At 41.7% G+C, this 19,544-nt stretch carries 21 protein-coding genes and 1 pseudogene; 15 read left to right on the top strand and 7 right to left on the bottom strand.

The features are described from left to right. Positions 1-228 precede the first annotated feature (228 nt). The 3 genes from tnpA (FNL97_RS18290) to FNL97_RS03385 are packed head-to-tail and all read left to right on the top strand — an operon-like array spanning position 229 to position 2,077. Positions 229-408 (top strand): IS200/IS605 family transposase, encoded by a 180-nt coding sequence (gene tnpA, locus FNL97_RS18290; RefSeq protein WP_233252989.1) that lies wholly within the window; start codon positions 229-231, stop codon positions 406-408. Next, positions 383-598 carry an IS200/IS605 family transposase gene (gene tnpA, locus FNL97_RS18690; protein ID WP_205729486.1) on the top strand — a complete coding sequence of 72 codons (216 nt, stop codon included), beginning with the start codon at positions 383-385 and terminating at the stop codon, positions 596-598. Before tnpA (FNL97_RS18290) ends, tnpA (FNL97_RS18690) begins: the two co-directional genes overlap by 26 nt. A 15-nt stretch (positions 599-613) precedes the next feature. Beyond that, positions 614-2,077 carry an RNA-guided endonuclease TnpB family protein gene (locus FNL97_RS03385; RefSeq protein WP_143415046.1) on the top strand — a complete coding sequence of 488 codons (1,464 nt, stop codon included), beginning with the start codon at positions 614-616 and terminating at the stop codon, positions 2,075-2,077. A 505-nt stretch (positions 2,078-2,582) separates the two neighbouring features. Here FNL97_RS03385 and FNL97_RS03380 read toward each other — a convergent pair. Next, positions 2,583-4,019: a DDE-type integrase/transposase/recombinase gene (locus FNL97_RS03380; RefSeq protein WP_143415045.1), complete on the bottom strand. Its 1,437-nt coding sequence runs from the start codon at positions 4,017-4,019 to the stop codon at positions 2,583-2,585. A 169-nt stretch (positions 4,020-4,188) separates the two neighbouring features. Here FNL97_RS03380 and FNL97_RS03375 point away from each other — a divergent pair, with 169 nt between their 5' ends. Together FNL97_RS03375 and FNL97_RS03370 are read left to right on the top strand one after the other, a co-directional pair. Further along, the gene (locus tag FNL97_RS03375) at positions 4,189-4,539 is read left to right on the top strand and encodes a DUF3221 domain-containing protein (RefSeq protein WP_008881771.1); all 351 of its coding nucleotides are present in this window, start codon (positions 4,189-4,191) and stop codon (positions 4,537-4,539) included. An 80-nt stretch (positions 4,540-4,619) separates the two neighbouring features. Next, a complete protein-coding gene (locus tag FNL97_RS03370; protein ID WP_008881770.1) occupies positions 4,620-5,627 on the top strand; it encodes a trypsin-like serine peptidase in 1,008 nt (335 codons plus the stop codon). A gap of 237 nt (positions 5,628-5,864) precedes the next feature. Here FNL97_RS03370 and FNL97_RS03365 read toward each other — a convergent pair whose 3' ends face one another. Together FNL97_RS03365 and FNL97_RS17890 are read right to left on the bottom strand one after the other, a co-directional pair. After that, complete coding sequence (locus FNL97_RS03365; RefSeq protein ID WP_143415044.1) at positions 5,865-6,779, bottom strand: tyrosine-type recombinase/integrase; 915 nt, start codon at positions 6,777-6,779, stop codon at positions 5,865-5,867. A gap of 194 nt (positions 6,780-6,973) precedes the next feature. Then, on the bottom strand, positions 6,974-7,123 hold the full coding sequence (locus FNL97_RS17890) for a hypothetical protein (RefSeq protein ID WP_160331301.1): 150 nt from the start codon (positions 7,121-7,123) through the stop codon (positions 6,974-6,976). A gap of 183 nt (positions 7,124-7,306) precedes the next feature. Between FNL97_RS17890 and FNL97_RS03360 the strand changes: the two genes are divergently transcribed. From FNL97_RS03360 to FNL97_RS03330, 7 genes and pseudogenes are all read left to right on the top strand, one after another. Continuing rightward, positions 7,307-7,975 (top strand): response regulator transcription factor, encoded by a 669-nt coding sequence (locus FNL97_RS03360; protein WP_143415043.1) that lies wholly within the window; start codon positions 7,307-7,309, stop codon positions 7,973-7,975. After that, a complete protein-coding gene (locus tag FNL97_RS03355; protein ID WP_062677634.1) occupies positions 7,972-9,312 on the top strand; it encodes a sensor histidine kinase in 1,341 nt (446 codons plus the stop codon). Before FNL97_RS03360 ends, FNL97_RS03355 begins: the two co-directional genes overlap by 4 nt. A 115-nt stretch (positions 9,313-9,427) precedes the next feature. Next, positions 9,428-10,339: an ABC transporter ATP-binding protein gene (locus FNL97_RS03350; RefSeq protein WP_062677633.1), complete on the top strand. Its 912-nt coding sequence runs from the start codon at positions 9,428-9,430 to the stop codon at positions 10,337-10,339. After that, positions 10,336-11,055: an ABC transporter permease gene (locus FNL97_RS03345; protein ID WP_062677632.1), complete on the top strand. Its 720-nt coding sequence runs from the start codon at positions 10,336-10,338 to the stop codon at positions 11,053-11,055. The genes FNL97_RS03350 and FNL97_RS03345 overlap by 4 nt, the downstream gene beginning before the upstream one ends. Further along, positions 11,056-11,799, top strand: coding sequence for an ABC transporter permease (locus FNL97_RS03340; RefSeq protein WP_143415042.1), 744 nt, complete (start codon positions 11,056-11,058; stop codon positions 11,797-11,799). 637 nt (positions 11,800-12,436) lie between these two features. Continuing rightward, a complete protein-coding gene (locus tag FNL97_RS03335) occupies positions 12,437-13,525 on the top strand; it encodes a hypothetical protein (RefSeq protein ID WP_286173474.1) in 1,089 nt (362 codons plus the stop codon). A 350-nt stretch (positions 13,526-13,875) separates the two neighbouring features. Next, positions 13,876-14,247: pseudogene (locus FNL97_RS03330) on the top strand (helix-turn-helix transcriptional regulator); the annotation flags it as partial. A 477-nt stretch (positions 14,248-14,724) separates the two neighbouring features. On the opposite strand, the gene FNL97_RS03325 reads toward FNL97_RS03330, so the two are convergent. Next, positions 14,725-15,189 carry a hypothetical protein gene (locus FNL97_RS03325; RefSeq protein WP_062677553.1) on the bottom strand — a complete coding sequence of 155 codons (465 nt, stop codon included), beginning with the start codon at positions 15,187-15,189 and terminating at the stop codon, positions 14,725-14,727. Between the two features lie 232 nt (positions 15,190-15,421). On the opposite strand from FNL97_RS03325, the gene FNL97_RS03320 reads away from it, so the two are divergent. Next, positions 15,422-16,366 carry a metal ABC transporter substrate-binding protein gene (locus FNL97_RS03320; RefSeq protein WP_062677554.1) on the top strand — a complete coding sequence of 315 codons (945 nt, stop codon included), beginning with the start codon at positions 15,422-15,424 and terminating at the stop codon, positions 16,364-16,366. A gap of 130 nt (positions 16,367-16,496) precedes the next feature. On the opposite strand, the gene FNL97_RS03315 is transcribed toward FNL97_RS03320, so the two are convergent. Both FNL97_RS03315 and FNL97_RS03310 read right to left on the bottom strand, forming a co-directional pair. Beyond that, a complete protein-coding gene (locus tag FNL97_RS03315; RefSeq protein ID WP_015864884.1) occupies positions 16,497-17,045 on the bottom strand; it encodes a hypothetical protein in 549 nt (182 codons plus the stop codon). Between the two features lie 15 nt (positions 17,046-17,060). Beyond that, complete coding sequence (locus FNL97_RS03310; protein ID WP_062755071.1) at positions 17,061-17,351, bottom strand: DUF2325 domain-containing protein; 291 nt, start codon at positions 17,349-17,351, stop codon at positions 17,061-17,063. A gap of 170 nt (positions 17,352-17,521) precedes the next feature. On the opposite strand from FNL97_RS03310, the gene FNL97_RS03305 reads away from it, so the two are divergent. Both FNL97_RS03305 and FNL97_RS03300 read left to right on the top strand, forming a co-directional pair. Continuing rightward, the gene (locus FNL97_RS03305; protein WP_015864886.1) at positions 17,522-17,683 is read left to right on the top strand and encodes a DUF1540 domain-containing protein; all 162 of its coding nucleotides are present in this window, start codon (positions 17,522-17,524) and stop codon (positions 17,681-17,683) included. Positions 17,684-17,769: 86 nt separating this feature from the next. After that, positions 17,770-17,970, top strand: a complete 201-nt coding sequence (locus FNL97_RS03300) for a hypothetical protein (RefSeq protein ID WP_062677555.1) — start codon at positions 17,770-17,772, stop codon at positions 17,968-17,970. Between the two features lie 14 nt (positions 17,971-17,984). Here the strand turns inward: FNL97_RS03300 and FNL97_RS03295 are convergent, their stop codons facing one another. Beyond that, on the bottom strand, positions 17,985-19,463 hold the full coding sequence (locus FNL97_RS03295; protein WP_143415040.1) for an o-succinylbenzoate--CoA ligase: 1,479 nt from the start codon (positions 19,461-19,463) through the stop codon (positions 17,985-17,987). Positions 19,464-19,544 lie beyond the last annotated feature (81 nt).

Genomic DNA, 19,544 nt, shown 5'->3' with positions numbered 1-19,544 from the left:
GTTTCAACGATACCTAGAGGTGGTTGCGAGGTTTCCAAAGTACAGCCTTCACAAGAATAACTGCTACGAAAGCCCGTGACTTTAGTCATCGGGATGAAGTGGCTGAATAATAAAATTATTAGAATATTCTTTATTATTATAATTTTAACCTATCTAATGTTTGGTTATCATGATATTAGATAGGGGTGATTTATTAAATCTCTATGATCAATATTACATAAAGAAGGAATGGTTTATCTTCATCCATATCATGTGATTTTCTACCCAAAATACAGACGAAAAGTGTTAGTCGGTGAGATGGAAAAAGATTTAAGAAAAATTTTTTATCAAGTGGTGAAAGAAAAGGATGTTGAAATCCAATCGTTAGAAATCATGCCTGACCATGTTCATTGGTTTATTTCCTTATGATCCAAGAATTCATATTCATGCGTTAATCCAGAAATTGAAAGGTCGAAGCAGTCGTATTTTTCGTGAAAAATATCCGCCCTTGAAAAGTCGACTGCCTTCCCTTTGGACTCGCGGCTATTTTTGCTGTACAGTTGGATGTGTTTCAGAAGAAACCGTTAGGAAATACATTGAAAATCAAAAACATGTGTAAAGGAGGTGGGTTGCATTGGCGGGAGCGAAAACACCAAGCTATGTATTGACGTTGCGGCTCCAGACAGAATCATGGCAAAAACATATCCTCGAAAAGCGGTTTGAAATCGGCCGCTGTTTGTATAACGCCTGTTTAGAGGAATGTTTGAAGCGGTACAAAAAACTCCAACATGATTCCCGCTATCAAGACCTTGCTCAACAGAAGCCCTCCAAAGAAAAAAATCGCCAACTTTCCGACCTGCGAACCGAGTACGGACTCTCCGAATATGCGATGCACGCTTTCGTTCAGCCAATGCAGCGCCACTTCCGCAAACACATGGACGCGCATACGGCGCAAAAAATCGCCACCAGAGCGTGGAAAGCGGTAGAAAGGTTCTTGTTTGGCGCTACCAAACGGGTGTATTTTAAACGGTTCGGCGAAATGGGTTCGTTAGAGGGAAAATCGAATTCCGCAGGGATTCGCTTCAAAAGCCATGCCATCCATTGGAATGGGCTGATGATCCCTGTCATCATCCAACCAAATGATGTGTATGCCCATCTCGCCTTGCAAGACCGAATCAAGTATTGCCGCATTGTACGTAAACGGATTCGGGGGAAAGTAAAGTATTATGCCCAACTCATTTTGGAAGGGGTTCCGCCGCAAAAAATCAATCGGCAAACCGGCAAAGCCAAGCATCCCCGTGGTGAAGGAGTGGTCGGCATTGACATTGGCACGCAAACGATCGCCATTTGCGCTCCGAACGAAGTAAAATTGTTGGAACTCGCTCCAAGTGTGGATGACATCCATCCGGAAAAAAGGCGGCTGCAGCGAAAACTAGACCGGCAGCGGAGAGCAAATAATCCAAATAAGTACAACGAAGATGGAACCATCCAGCGAGGAAACAAAGAAAAGTGGATGTGGAGCAAAAATTATATCAAAACAAAAAATCAATTAGCGGAACTGCAAAGGAAGTTAGCGGAAAAACGCAAGCAAGATCATAATAAGCTGGCAAATTGGATATTATCGTTAGGCAATGATATTAAAGTGGAAACAATGAATTATAAAGCATTGCAAGCAAGAGCGAAAGAAACAACGATGAATGAGAAAACAGGAAGGTATAATAGAAAGAAACGATTTGGTAAAAGTATAGCGAATAAAGCTCCAAGCATGTTTTTAGCCATATTAGACAGAAAATTACGGTATGACGGAAAAACGCTCAAAAAAATAGATACATTCTCTGCGAAAGCCAGCCAATATAATCATATCACGGGTGAATATGTAAAAAAGAGGTTATCCGAACGATGGAACGATATGAATGGCTGTAAAATTCAACGAGATTTATATAGTGCGTTCCTCATCATGAATGCGAAAGATCACTTAAAAGAAATCGATAGAGAAAAATGTTTTGCGACATGGGAAAGATTTAAGCGACTGCATGATAAAGAAGTAGAACGTTTAAAAAATAGTGGTAATAAATTATTAAGCAGTATGGGAATTTAAATGATGAAAAGCGTCTTGAACCGGGCGCACAGGGCGCTAAGCACCATTGAGGTGTTTGCCCATGAAAGTCTTGTGGAATGAGAGTGAGTGTCTATACGAAGGTATAGACGAAGCTCTTTAGTACACAAGAACCTGCCGACTTTAGTCGTGCAGAGGTTCAGTATAAAATGCTCTGTTATCTTGGGAAGGGAAAACTATGGATCTATAGAAGATAGACCATTATATAACACAAAATATAAAAGGTAGCGTCAAAAGTTTTATGAAAACTCCACATCCGCCATCCCATGGAGCATCGTAAGGCATCCTTGGAGCCGGATTCGCCCTTGACCAACACCCGCCAAAGGTGTGAAAGGGACGTCAAGGGCGACGGGGACAAAAAAGAGGGCATAGGAAAGCCGCCCTTGCCCTTACCGAATTTTACCTTTGACGAGGTTCGGTTGGTCAAGGGTTCGCTTCGCCGAATCCGGCTGTTCTTCTGATCCATGGGCTCCGGTGGACAAAAAAGTTAGGCTGCCTCTTGTTGGAGGAAATCTTGAGCCATGGCGATCAGCTTCGTCCACCGGGCCGGCATATGGGGCAGGTCGGCGAGCTCCGGGATGACGACAGGAACCCGGCCTTCGAGTGCACCGTGCGGGCGCAGGAAGTTGAAATACGCCACAAACAGCGTGACAAAGGAGACCGAGCCTTCTTCCGCGCCAAATCCGTGAGTCGGCCGATAGTTGCCTTTAAACGTCCGGTTGAATCGCTCGATGATTTGTTTGAGCGCGCGGAACTCTTCGGACACCGGATCCTCATTGGTCAGTCCGATCACTTGGCGGACGTCAAACGGAATCCCGTGCTGGGCAAAAAAGTGCTGCGCCAGCAGGTAAATGGGATTGCCGTCGACGACGAACGACAAATCGTCCGGGATGGACGGCAGCTTTCGCAGGACGTCATCGATGGCGCGGATGGCCGACAACGTATCCCGGTGGGGCGAGACGCGATACGACAACACCACTTTTTTCACGGCATCAAACATAAAAAACAGGTAATGCCAGCGTCCTTTCACGCGAATATACGTCTCGTCCCCACAGAACGAGCCGGACAGCTCGTACGGGAACTGGTCGACAAACGGCTGAATCATGAGCGCGACGCTATTGGCGTAGTTGAGTACCGTCTGATGGGAGATCGACACGCCATGCACATCCTTCATGATTCCGGCTGTCTGTCTGGAGGACATCCCATAGTTAACGTAGTACGTCAACACGAGTCCGAGGGTGTGCGACGACACCGCCAGACGGGACAAATCGACTTTTGGCTTTTTCGGCGACGATGGGGCCAATGGTTGAAAGTCAAACAAAAACTCACGGAACAGATACCGCACCTTGAAGGCTTGAGGGTTCTGCTGGAATTGTTGGCGTTCTTTTTGGCTCATCCGGCGAAGGTTCTTTTGGTAAAACGGGCAGTCGTTGTTCTTGCATTTGTAGATGTAGTAGTCCTTGCGTTCTTTGATTTTCTCAAGCGTTTGGAAGCAGTGCGGGCAACGAAAGACCGCTTGCTTTTTGAACCGATTTCGATGGTTGAACCGGCATTGGCACACTTTGCATTGGTACTGCCCTTTTCCGCCGTTGTTGGCGTACAGGTAGGATGACGGCGCCTGGCAACGGGGACACGTCAACGAATCCGGAACACGGTGTTTAGCGTTGTCCCGGCGTTGGATCGGCGGCAACGGACGGCCGTGCCGGGCTTCGTAGTCGGCTAAAAGCTGCCGGTAGTCGAGTGTTTCTGGGACAACGATGATGGGAAGGTCATCGACTTGAAGTTTTCGGTACGGTTTTCGAACCGGTTCGTCCATGTCTTTGCGGCTTAAGGATTTTCCTAATAAGGCACCAATTAAATAGACAATGATTTGATGTTGGGACTTGATTATTTCGAGCAAATAGGCTAATAATTGAGGTAACAAGCTTGTCACTCCTTTGTTTTGGGTGTTGGGTGTGGGGTTACCTCAATGATGGCCTAAAACAACGGGGGTGGCAAGCTTTTTTTATTCTAACCGTTGAAACTCAATGAAAAACAGTGAATGTGGAGGATAAACTTTTGACAATACCATATAAAAGCTAGGAGGCAAGCGTATGGAAAGATATATTTTAGTGAGTACTATTTTAGGTCTTATATTATTATTATTTTTCTTTAGCGAATATAGAACTAACCAATCTCTTAATCAAGAAGCTACTTTGGAAGGTTTTATAATTATGAAAGAAGGGGAAGTATATTTAGTTGAAGATCCAGATTTTGTTCAGGAAGACGCAAACAAATTAACAATACAGGAATTAAGAAGAAAATATAATATGAGTAAGTTATTAATTAAGGGGTTTGGTACTTTGAGGGGAATAGAAAATGGACAAAAAGTAAAAGTGTGGTATTCAGAGATTTTAGAATCGTATCCGGGCAAAGTCGAAGTTATAAAGATTGAACCTATGTAATTATAATTTTCAAAATAATTGAAATATATGAACTATTTGGTTATAATAACTTTGAAAAATTCATAAAGGGGGGCTACTTTATGAAAAAAATTGGATTTATCATTTTAGTAATGGTTGGGTTTATCATTTCGCCCATAATTAATGCTCCAGAAACCGTCAACGCTCAAAAAAATAGTAATAATGCTTATGACATGATTAATTCAAAAGGTGAAGTCATTAAGTATGAAGACTACATAAAAAAGTTAAAGAATTCCAAATCTTTAGTCACAGAAGGCTCGGAAGGTACCGGTGAAGTTCTTCCAAAAACAGAGATAAATACGGATTTCAAAAAAAATAAACCTTACAAATATAATTTAACCCCTGAAACAACATATATAGGTGGTAAATCTCCAAATGAATATTTCCCTCAGGTCGTTATTGGTGCTGATGGTCGTACAAAGGTTTCCAATACTTCAGTCACTCCTCACAGACAAATCGCGTACATTGAATTAGAATTTAGAGATGGTTGGTATACTTGCACAGGAACTGTTATTGGGAAAGATAAAGTCCTTACAAATGCACATTGTGTTATGGATGTTACAAATCAGTCTGGTGCGATAAACGGTTATGTATATCCCGCTGTCAATAATAATACGTATTCATATGGGGTATATCAAATAGTAGATTATTATATTACAAGCAACTATGTTCAAACAGGCGATCCAACTCAAGACTTTGCAGTACTTAAGCTTAGCACATACTTAGGAAAAAATATTGGTGATGTAGTTGGATACCTTCCATTAAGACAAGTATCTAGCATTCAAGGTACATCAGCAAAACTTTATGGATACCCAGGGGATAAAATCGAACAGTATAACGAAGTTTCTCAATGGGGAATGACTGGCTCTATTTCAAAAGAAACCAATGAACTTGCATTTTATCAAATTGATACTTACAATGGGCAATCCGGTTCTTCTTTATTAAATTCATCAAATGAAATCATTGCTGTTCATAGAGGCAGTTTTAGTGTCAATGGTACCACTTACAATGGAGGACCAAAAATGATTAAACCCGTATATGATTTTATTAGAGCAGCAATGCTAAATTAAAAATTTCTCCTAGCTATTTATTAATTGACCAGCAAGGAAGATCTTAGTGATTGTAAACCTTACTAAGAGGTTTTTTAACAAGGTAGGTAAATTTTGAAGGTTTCGTAGTTTAATTGACTCTTCTCGGAAAGGGAACAAAAAAATGCCCTGAAATTCTACCCTCCAGGGCATTTTTTCTATATAGTCTCTAAATGTACTTGGACAGCTCCGATGCCAAAACTGTCATCTATCTTGATGTTAGAATTTCGGCAACGCCTCCACGGCATCCGCCAAATCACTGTAGCTATCTTTTAAGTATCGTGATGTCGTGGCGATATTGCTGTGGCCGGCAAGCCGCCGCACTTTCTCGATGTCATTGTTCGTAGCCTTTAGCATCCACTTACAAAACGTATGTCGGAACATATGAGGCGTAAGTTTTTTATTCGGCAGGCTGTAGCTTTCGATCATTCGCTGAATGCCCCGTACCGAAAACTTCGGCGAGCGCTGGCTGTAAAAGACGTATGGCGATTGAGCGACATGTGGTTTCTTTTTCGCCATTTCCGCACGAAACTTAAGCCAATCCTCGAGTTCTGCCAGCAAGATATTGGAGATAGGCACCGTTCTTACCTTCATCCCTTTTCCCACGATCCGAATTCGTTTCATCTCTAAATCTAGGTCCGTTAATTTTAAGTTGGATAACTCTTCTACCCGCAATCCTGCATAGGTAAGCAGATACACCACCGCACGGTCGCGGCGATACTTTTCTTCTGGATCGACCCCTCTGCTGCGGACCGGTTTTTTCCGCATCCGATGCAACAGGTCCTCAAATTCTTCTTCTGTGAGCCACATAATTCTTTCGTTGTCTTCATCAGCCGATTTTAAATCCTGTATGTCTTTCATTGGGTTTTGTTCGATCTTATGATGTTCGACCGCCCACGCATAAAAGCTTCGCAGCGAATTGAGCCGGCGATTGATCGTGGATATGGCCAACGGTTTCCCTTCTATTGGATTCAACATTTGCTGGATCCATTTGCGGATGTCAGCCGACGTGACGTAATCGCTTGGGCGGATATGTAAGTCGTTAAAAAAGATATTCAAGTCATTCGTGTAAGAGATGATTGTGTTTGGGGAAGCCCCTTTTTCCCGAAGATAGTCCACATATTCGTTGAGCATCGTTCCACCCTTTCACTTATACGTCTAGTTTGGAAAGGTTCAAAAAGAGGATAATTAATTTAAAAAATAATATTATATGACGAGTATAACATAAACGAGATGGGATTGGAATACATATAATGTATATTATATGTCTAGTAAAAATTAATAGGTCGCATTAGTAATTGTCCTATCAAACGAATTTTTATAAAATTTCACTCTACTACTTCTAATTTATGGTCTGCAAAGTCACGATATTGTTTAATCTTGTTCACTATATTGGTTAAAGCAGGGTTTTCCAAAGGTGTTTGTACTTTAACACTTTCTGGCTTAATAGCACTACCAACTAAAACTAATCCTTGCATAATCTCATTACCTCTCTACTTAGTAAAGAATTACAAAGCATTAAAATAACAACGACAAAAAAATAAGAGCGTTTAATCCCTTATTCTACAACAATGCCACAAACAAATAGAAAGGGATTAACCACGTCAAACAAGTATTGGTTAATATAGAGTTAAGATTATGAAAGAAAGTGAGGGAGAACGTTGGCACGAGTTTTATACATAGAAGATGAACAGGAAATCGGCCGTTGGGTGACCATGAGCCTTACGGAACGTGGGCATCATGTGACTTGGCTCCGGTCCGGAGAAGAGGTCGAAAAGCACCTTGCCCATTGCGACCTTGTCATTTTGGATGTGATGCTGCCGGGTCTGGACGGCTTTTCCATCGGCAAACGGATTAAAAAGGAGCATCCAGATCTGCCGATTTTGATGCTTTCAGCGCGGACTGCCATCGAGGACAAAGTGGAAGGATTGAGTTTCGCCGATGATTATCTGACCAAGCCGTTCCACCCCGATGAGTTGGCCGCCCGTATGGAGGTTTTGCTCCGGCGCTTCAACAAAAATGATGAAATCCTGAAACTGAAGCATTTGACCATCCATACAAAGGATATGCGCATCGTCAATCATGAAACGGGGGAAGAAATCCTGTTGACAGGAAAACAATATCAAATTTTTCAATACTTCCTTCGTCATCTCAATCAAATTTTGACAAAGGAGCAGTTATATGAGGGAGTTTGGGGTGAACCTTATATTGAAGGGGATAAAACATTGATGGTGCACATCCGTTATCTTCGCGAAAAACTAGAAAAAGATCCAAAAAATCCGGAAATCATTGAAACAATCCGGGGAATCGGTTATCGGGTGAGAAAATGAAAAGAGTAAAAAGATTGCGGTCGCTTACGGCAAAGTATATGGCCATTATTTTAACCGCCCTGATTTTCATCAACCTCCTTATCATTGGAACTAGCCTCTTGGTCTACAATGTCTATGGCCATAAAGACCCGGAAACGTTGCAGATCGAAAAAGCCTGGCACGAGGATGCCCGTAGTCTCAAAAACCCCGGAAGCGAAGACATCAACCGGATGTTTGAAGAATGGCAAAACCGTTATCCGAAAGCGCGCTTGTTTTGGGTAGACAGCAAAGGCCGGCTCGCCTCCGGGAGAAACCTTGCTGCGGATATTCCGAAACATTGGAATGCCGCCTATACCGCCAACTTCATCAAGTCGCGTTATGACAATGACCCCTTTACGGTCATTGCCTTTCCGCAAAATGACGCATCTTATGGATTCGTCGTTTTTGAAATCGAGAGGAAGCTGCTTCAACCCGCATTTACCGAAGTGAACACCGAATTTATGTATTTTATCGTTCCCGCGGGAATCGTGTTATTTGTGACCGTATCGTATTTGTTTTTCTTGGGGATCCGCAAACGTCTCCTTTATTTGCAACATGCCATGGAGATACGGGACGTGGACGGATTGCCGGTGTCCATCACGGTGAGAAAACAGGATGAAATCGGCCAACTGGAGATGGCCTTCAACCAAATGGTGGATGAACTCCGGGAAAGCCGAAAACGGGAAGAAGCAGAGGAACAGCTGCGGAAAGAACTGATCGCCAATCTGTCCCATGATTTGCGCACGCCGCTTACCAAAATCCGGGCGCATGCCTATACGTTGGGGAAAGAGGCTTTAACTCCAGTGGCAAGACAAGCGGTGGACTCGATCGAACAGTCGGTTTCGAAAATGGACCGATTGATCGAGAATTTGATGGCGTATACGCTTTTAAACGCTAAAAAATTGAAATATGAACCGGCTCCGACGGATGTGGTCCGGCTTGTCCGTTCCTTCATCGCCGCCTGGTATCCAGTTTTTGAAAAAGAAGGTTTTTCTATAGATGTGCAGCTGGATAATTTGGAACAAAAGCATTGGAACGTCGATCCGCTTTGGATGGAACGGATTTTTGACAATTTGTTTCAAAATGTCATCCGCCACGCCAAGGACGGAAAATATATCGGGCTGAAAACGAAAAAAACCGATTCTTATGACGCGTTGGTCGTGCTTGACCGCGGCAAAGGGTTCCGGCACAAAAGCTCCGAAAAAGGGGCGGGAGTCGGGCTTGCCATCGTGGATTTGATGGTGAAGAAGATGGGGCTGGACTGGAAAATCGAATCATCAGAAACTGGGACAATCATAAAAATCATTCATTATCGATAAAGCTGGGAAAGGAATCCATTTCCTTTCCTTTTTTGTTTTTTAAACAAATTTTAAACTGTCTCGACACCTCATTTTAACCTTCTATTCTTATGATGGTGTTGCGAGGTGATGGAAGATGGAATATATCGTCGAAACTCATAATCTGACGAAACGATTTGGAAAGGAGATCGCCGTAAACGCCCTGAACCTGAAAATTCCCAAAGGGGAAGTATACGGGTTTTTGGGTCCGAACGGAGCGGGGAAATCGACGACTCTCCGGATGCTTTTAGGCCTCATGAGACCGACGGCTGGATCGGTCCGGATTTTTGGCAGAGACTTGAAAAAAGATCGGATTTCGATTCTTCGGAATGTTGGGTCATTGGTGGAAAGCCCGTCTTATTACTCCCACTTGACCGCCTATGAAAATTTGGAAGCCATGCGGAAAATCTTGGGCTCTCCCAAGGAAAAAATTGACGAAGTCCTGGAACTTGTCCGCCTGAGTAAAGCAGCCGACAAAAAGGTAAAAGGCTTTTCTCTCGGGATGAAACAACGGTTGGGGATTGCGATGGCATTGTTGAACGATCCAAAATTGCTGATTCTGGATGAGCCGACAAACGGCCTCGACCCTTCGGGAATCATTGAAATGCGGAATTTAATTAAGCGTCTACCGAAAGAAAAAGACATGACCGTGCTGATTTCAAGCCACTTGCTTTCTGAAGTCGATCAAGTCGCGACCTATGTCGGTGTCATTTCGAAGGGGAAGCTGATTTTCCAAGATTCCATTAAAGCAATGCGCAAAAAAGCCCAACTGAAAATCCGATTAAAGGTGAGTGACACCAACAATGCATATCGTTATTTGCTGGCAAAAGGAATAAAAACGGACTATAAGGATAACATCATTTATTTGTATGAACAGTCAGATGAAGCGGTCGCCGCAGTGGTCGAAATCCTCGTGGATGAAGGATACTCGGTTTACCGGGTGGAAGAAGAACATCAATCACTGGAAGACATTTTCCTGAAGATGACCGCAGGTGGTGACGACAGATGATCGCGAAACTGCTTGCGACCGATTTTTTGAAAATCAAACGGAAAGGATTATGGTTTTTGACCGTCCTAGGTCCATTTGGTGTCGTTCTGCTGCAGTGGTTCAATTACGAGCTCGTCCCCGGCAGGAGAGAATGGCTCCTTCAAAGAAGCAATGATGACTGGCTGTTTTATTTGCACAATGTCAACAGTTTCACACCGCCGGCACTGGTGCTTGGGATCACCATTTTGACATCCCTTGCAGTCAGTATCGAAAATGAAACGAATGCCTGGAAGCAACTTGTCGCCTTGCCGGTATCGAAAATGGGAGTGTTTTTGGCCAAATTCACGGTATTGGCATTCTTGTTGGCTGTCGCTTCGGTTCTATTATTCTTTTTCACATGGCTTCTAGGTATTTATTTGGATCTCGGTTCTGCCATACCGTACGCGGAAATCGCCAAATTCAGTTTCTACCCGTATTTTGCATCGCTTCCTTTGTTGGCTTTGCACCTTTGGGTAGCAACCGTAAGCAATAACCAGGGAATTCCGATCTCCCTCGGAGTGGTTGGATTTTTGTTTGCCACATACAGTTTTAAGTTGCCGGATTGGCTGCCATGGAAGTGGCCATCGTTGCAAAACCAATGGGATGAACCGCTCGTCAATGTCGCTTTGGGCATTTGTGTCGGTGTCATCCTTTATATCGCCGGGATGCTGGATTTTGCTCGAAGGGATGTGAAATAAATGATTTCTCTTTTGCAGTCGGAGTGGTTTAAGTTAAGAAAATCCAAATTCGTCTTCGCCGCCATTTTGCTTGGTCCATTCATTACGTTTTTCTATGCACTGACGCTCCAGCCGGACAAATTCGGATTCGAAAAAACATTTTTATGGGAATTTTTGATCACGTTTACCACGCTTCTTTACGCCTTGCATTTTTTGCCGCTCACGACCGGCATCTTGGCTGGCCTCATCTGCCGGTATGAACATCAAAACGGAGGGTGGAAGCAACTGTTGGCCACACCGGTGACAAGAAACCGGGTATTTCTCGCCAAATATACGATCCTCATCCTCATCGCATTAGCCATCCAACTGCTCTATTTTCTTGCTATTTGGACTTCTGGAGTGCTGAAGGAGGCGGAGGGGCCGTTTCCTATGATGCTCCTTTGGAAAAGCATTTTTGGCGGCTGGATCGCGATGTTCCCTCTTCTTGCTTTGCAATTGTGGATGTCGATGCTTTTTAAAAGTTTCGCCGCGCCCTTTGCCGTGAACGTCGTTTTCACTTTGCCGGCCATTTTGGCGGTAAATTCGGAAAAATTCGGACCGTTATACCCTTGGGCACAGCCATTCTTGATGATGTATGTATCTGGGAATGCGGAAAATGATATATTCTTTGTCCCATGGGAGCAAGTCTTAACAGTGGTCGGTGGCAGCTTTCTCATTTTCTTCTTTGGCGGTCTGTTGTATTTCCAGCGAAAAGAAAATATCTAAAAACAACCCAGCGAAAAGAAAATATCTAAAAACAACCTTGGGACCGTCCCTTGTTTGGGTTGGATTTCCCCCTGCCCGATAAGGTGTTGGTAAAACACTGTCACGGGCATGTGGGAATTTTTTTGGTTCTGGTGCAAAGATAATTTATAAAAAAACGTAGGACATGAATTCCCTGCTAACTTACGGATTATGATACAATGCCAAACATATTGTGCTAGATAGTGTGGAAATCATTATCCCACTAATTATAGGAATTGTCATTGCGGGATTAGTAGGACAAGCAAGATTTTAGCTTATAAAGTTGTAGACGAAAAAATAAACAAAGAGGAAATGGGGAATAGCCCTGTTAACAAGGGCATCCCTATTTCCTTTTTGTTTATTCATAAATAGTCAGGTTTTACAACACCATCATATTATGTCATCATAAGAGAGAATTATATTAAAAATAAAAATTGAAAAAATGATGAAGAACGTTGACAGTATGTGAATGGTTCCTTGAGTTTATCGGAAAGTCCATCCTTATTCTCCCTTTTCTTTTTACATATATATTTAACTAGCGAAAAAAATTAAACCAGCTGCATGGCTTCCGAATCCAAAAGAATGGCGGTGAACCGATTTGGAGAAAAAGAAGAAAACATTGATTGCTGTATCAAGCGCGGTCGGAGGGTTTCTCGTAGCGCTTCTTCTCTTGTTTCTCGCCCTTGTCTTTCTTTTGATAAAAGGCATTCAGGAAATCGGGGACGACTTTGGCTATTCCAACGAAAAAATTCTAACATACATAAAGGAAAAACACGGAATAGAAGTGACAGTCATCCGGGAAGCAGAACCTAACAAAGGCGTTCCAGGTTTTGAAGACGCGCGGGTTCGGACCACGGACGGCACGGATCTGGAATTCGATGTAAACATCAACATGTTTGGGAAAATATCCGGCGACAATTATGAGAATGTCAAAAAGCGATATGAACTCGATCAGAAGTATGCGGATTCCAGATTTTTTAAGGAGCTGCGGGAATTGGGGTTTACTCAAATCACATTCGGTCATAAACCGGAAGATCCTCCGTTGTACTTGGAGCTTCCCGAAGATCGGAAACTGGCGGATTCGGATACATTCCGCATGCTTTACGAAGCGTTTCCCGTTTTGAAAAACCTGCAGAATGATTTATCCGAAAACGGGACCGATTACTATATTGACACCATTTCTGTAAATGGGGCCGCTTTATCCTTATATGGAGACTATGAATCACCCGAAGATCTCGGCAATCAATGGGCAGCGGACAACATCGACCTGTTTGATGATTCTTTCATCGAACAAGACATAGCGAAAGCAGCCAACATCCTGCCGGCCCTAAAAAGCCTCGGGTTCAACCCGGAAAGCAGCAAACCGGAACTCGAATGTGTGGAAATGATCCAGTACAACCGGTGCCATGCCTATTCCATGACCCTTTTGACCGAAGACCAATATGGCAATGGCATGCAACTGCGCTATGACCGCACTGAAGATAAAGAAAAAATTTTCGCAGCCATCCAGCTCATTCGCGCGGTGGATCTTCCTATCGAGAAAATAGCCATTGACCATGTTTATGTCCCCGACGACCCAAAACAACAACTTCATTCGGAAGAAGAACTGAAACAACGGGGCGAACAAGTAAATTTCGCCTATCAGACCGTGGAAGTCATGAACTTGGAACATATTGAAACAGCGGAGGAGATTGTCTTTTTCTACTAAATCAATGCCTGCGCTGATTCTCCAAATTAGAAAAACATCCGATTTTCAGATGGACCTAAATCAAATCGCTTCTTTCAATTCTTACGTTGCGGATTCCTATTAAGGAAATCCGCATATTTTTTATCCTTGATATTTGCATCCAGCAGCCCCTTTCCCTTTTAATAAGAGACTGCTGAATATACCTCTTTCTCAATGAAATCATTCCTTTGAAACATCAATATAGTTTTGGTGCAAACTATATACTAATTTGCACGAATATTAAGATGAAACCCTACATAAGTGTGCATGAAATGTCGGAAGTTTTTTTTCGACTTCTGCTATTCTATTGATAAAGAAAGGAGGGAAGCGAAATGGATTTTCTTAAAAATATGAATGAAGCAATAAAGTATATTGAAGAAAATCTTACAAACGATATAGATTTTAAAGAAGTGGCAAGGAGGGCATTTTGCTCAGAATATCATTTTAGAAGGATGTTTTCCTTCCTTACGGGCATTACGCTATCGGAATACATCCGCCGCAGACGCCTTACTCTTGCAGCATTTGAGCTGAAAGATAGCAATGTAAAGGTCATTGACATTGCGATGAAATACGGGTACAACTCACCAGATTCTTTTACAAGGGCTTTTCAAAACTTGCATGGTATAACACCGTCAGAAGCCAGAAATAATGGCCATTCACTCAAAGCCTATCCACGAATAACCTTCCATTTATCAATTAAAGGAGCTATTTCTTCCTTAAAGATTAACGAAGTCTTTTGGTTTCCTCTAAAATTCTTTTCAGTTCAGCTACTTTCATACGAAAAAACCTTATCTTTCCTAGAGTGATTATGTTTAATATTGAGTAGCAAATAAGGCTTAGGGAATACTCTTTATCCTCATTAATATCGTGAAAAAACTTCACTCAAACACTCCCTTGCTAAAATTTATTTTAAGTATAAGGCATACACTCCAATATACATTCTTTCTTTACATAGGATGCTACTGCTCTGCATGTTCTGTGCTTTTTAATCACCAACATACAAGCAAGATATTTCGAAATACTAAACGCCGGAACATTTTTGCATATTTGACTTGGATAAGTACCTTTTGGGCAAATAGCGCTTGCTCTAAAGATGATATTCTCCGCATTATTTTCATTATTTGTATTACTTTGTGTATCTAAAATAGCATCTATTTCGTTTTGTAAAACAGCAACTTCTTCTATGTTTTGTAATGTATCTTGTATTTCATTAAATTCCTCGTTTGAAACAGAGCAATCTGTACTGTAATAACTTCTGTTTCGCCTGTTTCATAATCAGTTATCTCTTTTGAAGTTCCATCATAATGTATTTTAAAAACTGATATGATCTTCTCATTATTTAAATCATACTGCATTTCAAAAATTGTAACATTTGTATCGGAAGCAGAAGAATTAAATTGCACAGTTATAATATCTCCTGTTTTTACACCAACAAATACATCTCCTGAAATGTCAATGGTCTCTCCTTTACTAAGGATATATTCTTTAAAAACATTCACGAGTGGATCATCTTGCCTAATTTCCACAACTTCAGTATCCTCTATCAATTCTTTCGCTTCTTCTATAATTTCGTTATTTGAAGTTTCCTCTGCTAATATAGAGGAATGGAAAGTAGTGAAAGCTTGTCTGATTTTATCTAGCACCACGGGTGAAAACTATTTTTAACCACTTATCATCGATGTTAGTGATATCTCCTGTCTGCTTCCTCCTCGTTTCATCGCAAGACTTTCGGCCTCTAAAAAATTTTTAATGACGCCAAAATAACCGTTGCCGTTTTGGATATTTTTTTGTATGATTAGCTTTGTTAAATCGTAATTATTACGATGTAATAACAAAGAAGTTTGCTTGTTAAACACATTTACTAGGAAGGGGCTTAACATGAAAACAAAATCATTGATTTTATCCCTTTTACTTGTCGTCTCTGCTTTTTTGTACGGTTGCAATGCTGAAAAAAATCACGAACAGACTGAAAAAGCAAAAGACGTTTTAACGATTTATACGACCGTTTATCCACTTGAAGATTTTACGAAAAAAATCGGGGGCGACTATGTTAACGTGAAAAGCATTTATCCTCCGGGCGTTGAGGCACATACCTTTGAGCCAACGACAAAAACGATGAAACAGTTGGCGGATGCGGATGCGTTTATTTATATTGGTCAAGGGATGGAAAGCTTTGCTGATAAAATAAAAGAAACATTAGAGAATGAACAGGTTCATTTTCTCGCTGCTGCTGAAGGGATCAAACTGTTAGACTCCGCACATGAAGAGCATGCGCACGAGCATGAACACGAGCATCACAGCGATAAAGACCCGCACGTATGGCTTGATCCAGTACGCTCTATTACAATGGCTGAACATATTCGCGATTTGCTCATCGAACTAAAGCCAGAGAAGAAAGAAACATTTACAAAAAACTTTGAATCATTGAAAGCAAAATTAGAACATCTTGACCAACAATTTCAAACAGTCGTAAAGAAAGCTCCGAAAAAAGAAATTCTCGTTGCACATGCTGCATACGGATACTGGGAAGAACGCTATGGCATTAAACAGCTGAGCGTTTCCGGGCTTTCGCCAACGAATGAGCCTTCTCAGAAAGAATTAGCTAAAATCGTTAAAACAGCCAAACAACATCACATTAAATATGTCATTTTTGAGCAAAATACAACGTCCAAAATTACTGAAATTGTAAAAAACGAGATTGGAGCTGACTCACTCCGGCTGCACAACTTAGAATCACTAACTTCCGAAGATATAAAAGCAAATAAAGATTATTTTTCCATTATGGAAGAAAATATTCGAGTGCTTCAAAAAGCGCTTCAATGAAAGTTACCGTCTGTCCCATTCTGTGAGACAGACGGTTTTTTTGGGGCGTTTTTTGATGGATGATTTATCCATTCATTGTGTGTTAGGGCTTCTCATTTTATTTCCAGGCTTCGTGTGCTTTAAACGTAAACTATTTTTTGTAACCAATATAAGGTGGTTGAATATCGATCATTTCAACCGTCCGTTTCCCCGTAAGAACAGACCAAAACTCGATCCTTTTTGGGAAAAAACCAAACGTTTGTCGACAAGCAACCGGAGCCATTTGTGTATAATGCTGAACAAGACGTTGATTGTCTTCCAACAACAGCTTTCGGACCGTGTACGTTCCGGCATCTTTATAAGCAAAATCAATATCCACATGCGTTTTTTGATATCTTTTCCAATGCCGATAGACTGCTTGTTCAAACAAAAGAAATGGAGACCGTTGCACTTCTTCGGAAGAGGTAAAAAATTGAAGTAAATGATCGGTGATTTTTGCTAAAACGGTGTAATAATGAATTGGTGACTCAAATAAATGGGGATGAAGCAGCTGTCGATATGTTTCCATAAGTTTTAACATGTAAAAGGGAGATCGTAATGATGGAGCGGCATGATAATATTCAATCATCACGCTGCGTATCACATTTTTCACGTCTTGCTGCCATGTTCGGTCTCCTTCATGGCGAATGATCGCTTTCATCGCTATGTACCTCCGTTATTTCGTTTTTTCTATTTTTTGAATAACAGAATGAATCGAGCTCCAGGAACGCTTAACAAAATAAATTGGCTTTTCTTTACTTTTCGCTTTTTGCTTAATTGTTTTTGCTAAATTATGATTAACGTAATCGGTCATGACGAAAACAATATCCACATGTTCCGGAATGTCGCGTTTCACCATATTCACTTTTCGACCATCAAGATGGATAATTTCTCGAAATCCTGAATCGATTAGTTTATCTGTAATATTTCCTAAATGATCTGCACCTACCACTAATAAAGATGTCATCGCCATTCTCCCTCCATTTGTCTCTTCTTATTTTTATTCTAATTGAGAATGATTTTCTATGTCAATGATAAATATTTTCAATAAAAATTACTTATTGTTTCCTTCATAACTTTTTTTCAAAAAGCCAAACTAAACGTGTAACTCATTTTTTACAATGGGGGGAGTTTATTATGGCAAAAGATGTACTTTGTGAAGTGAAAAACTGCTATTATTGGGCAGAAGGAAACCGCTGCAACGCGGAATCGATTTACGTTGTAAGCCATACGGGGAAAATGGCGTCTGATTCCACTGAAACCGATTGCAAAACATTCGTCCCTTCAAGTGAAATGTAAAGAAGAAAAACCCGAAGCCTTTGGCGCGTTTTAGCGCCAGAGGCGCAGCGCCTACATAGTTTAGCAAAGAGAGGCAACGTGCTGAGATGAAAAAGGACAGTTTAATTAAAGCATTGAAAGAAGAAGTAAAACGATCAAATCCAATAACATTTCCGATCTGCGTCGACTCATTTACAAATTTATGGCAATATGAATTTGGATCATTGGATGACCTGCCGCCAGAAGTGGAGAGACTAATTTCCTATCGCATTATGGAATTAGGTTTAATGGATGACGATGAGATTTAAAAAACGGGGCTTAATTATAAAGCCCCGTTTTCATTGTTTGGAATGAGCTGCTTCAACTGATGGCGCAATAATTTCTGTGAAGCGTTGCGCGGCAGTTCATCGACAAAATAGATTTGTTTTGGAATTTTATATTTCGCTAAATGGGCTTGGCAAAACTGTTTTAACTGTTCAACGGTGACAGAATAACCGCGTTTTCGTTTCACAAACGCACACGGCACTTGTCCCCATGTTTCATCATCGATCCCTGTTACCCCTGCTTCCTCTACCGCTTCATGTGAAAGAAGCACCGCTTCAATTTCAGCCGGATAAACGTTTTCTCCACCGGAAATGATAAGGTCAGAACGACGGTCTAATACATAAAGAAATCCATCTTCATCTATATATCCGATATCTCCCGTATAAAACCAGCCGCCGCGAATCGCTTTCGCCGTTGCATCCGGACGATGCAAATATCCCTTCGTGACATTTGGCCCTTTTACAACAATTTCTCCTGGTTCATACGGACGAGCAACTTGACCGTCCTTTTCAATGCGAAGCTGTGCTGGAAACAATGGTTTTCCTGCAGAACCGAGTTTGGTTAAACTATATTCCGGCGCAAGGGTGGCAATTTGCGATGCGGTTTCCGTCATGCCATACGTTTGATAGACAGGAATTCCTTTTGCTTTACACACTTCTAACAGCGGTTTCGGAGCAGGCCCGCCGCCAAGCAGCATGCAGCGAAATGTCTCAGGATATCGTCTTTCGCCAAGGTCAGCGATCATTTTTTGCAACATTGCACTGACAACAGACATAATCGTAACTTTTCCGCCGATAATGAGCTCATTTGCTTTTTTCGCATCGAAAGCGCGCATCACATACATGCTCATGCCATATATAACGCTTCTCATCATAATCGACAAACCGCTGATGTGAAAAAACGGCACAGCCGCAAGCCAGCAGTCATTTTCATTCAATCCTAAATTTAACGCCGAACCAATAGCGCTCCACCAATGATTTTCGTATGTTTGCAGCACTCCTTTTGGCTTTCCTGTTGTCCCTGATGTATACATAATCGTAGCGATGTCATCGAAATGATAATATTGCTGAAACTCAACATTTTCCTCAGGCAATGCGGACAATTCACTCATGGTAATAACACGAATGTTTCCTTCTATACGGTCCGCCAACTCATCATCGGCAATTACGTATACCGCTCCGCTGTCTTTTAATTGCCATGCAAGCTCATGCGAAGTTAAACGTGTATTTTGCAGCAAAGCAATCGCGCCAATATAATGAAGGGCATGAATGCATTCGATCATCGCCACACTGTTTTTCATGAAAACAGCGACAATATCTCCTTTACGCACCCCGGTGTTTGCAAGTTGACGTGCCCGCTTCATCACAGACTCATGGAGCTCCATAAACGTTTTTTTTCCTTGCCCGTCGTAAACCGCAATACGTTCAGGAGTTAAAAACGCCCGCTGCATAAGCCAATTTGGAATCGATGTTTGCATGATGACACTCTCCTTTTCCCAATAAAAGAAACAGCTTGATGGAACTCACCAAGCTGCTTTGAAAAAACCCGCCTTCCGCTT

The organism is Geobacillus sp. E263 (assembly GCF_007197795.1).
Classification (GTDB): Bacteria; Bacillota; Bacilli; order Bacillales; family Anoxybacillaceae; genus Parageobacillus_B; species Parageobacillus_B toebii.
Note: the sequence above shows the minus strand (reverse complement) of the source record. Positions and strands in the feature narration are given on the sequence as shown.